1 tRNA gene and 1 rRNA gene are annotated in these 556 nt (G+C 38.7%); both read right to left on the bottom strand.

Annotation, left to right across the window (positions count from 1 at the left end):
* Positions 1-334: 334 nt before the first annotated feature.
* Positions 335-410: transfer RNA gene (locus tag KGF45_RS19585), tRNA-Ala, on the bottom strand.
* A gap of 55 nt (positions 411-465) precedes the next feature.
* Positions 466-556, bottom strand: a 16S ribosomal RNA gene (locus tag KGF45_RS19580); the annotation flags it as partial.

The following is a 556-nucleotide window of genomic DNA, read 5'->3' as shown; positions in this document are numbered from 1 at the left end:
CCCTGCACCCTTAATAACTTGACCAGTTAAAAAGGTTTGATAGATTAGAAGCTATCAACTTCGATAATTTTAAAAAGTTATCAACTTTATATATTACAAATTAGATGTCATATCACTAAATATATATGCAGTTTTCAAAGTGCTAACGCACATCGCCAACGAATAAATTCCGTTGCTTAAAGTGCTAACGCACGTCGCCAACAAACAAACTTCACATGTGTTCAGTTTATTCTGTTGCTTAAAGTGCTAATGCACATAGCTTGTCTAAAGATAAGCTAAAAGTGCATGTAAGAGGCTACTAGATAAATCGAAGATTTAAGTAATATACTCTTAATGGTGGAGATGAGGAGAGTCGAACTCCTGACCCCTTGCTTGCAAGGCAAGTGCTCTCCCAACTGAGCTACACCCCCAAATATGAAGTTCATAAAGAACTCTCAAAATTAAACAGTAGGCAATTCTCCTTAGAAAGGAGGTGATCCAGCCGCACCTTCCGATACGGCTACCTTGTTACGACTTCACCCCAGTTATTGATTCCACCTTCGACGACTTCTTCCAA

The organism is Clostridioides sp. ZZV14-6154, assembly GCF_020657785.1.
Lineage (GTDB): Bacteria > Bacillota > Clostridia > Peptostreptococcales > Peptostreptococcaceae > Clostridioides.
The sequence above is the reverse complement of the archived record's forward strand: the minus strand, read 5'-3'. Positions and strand labels throughout refer to the sequence as shown.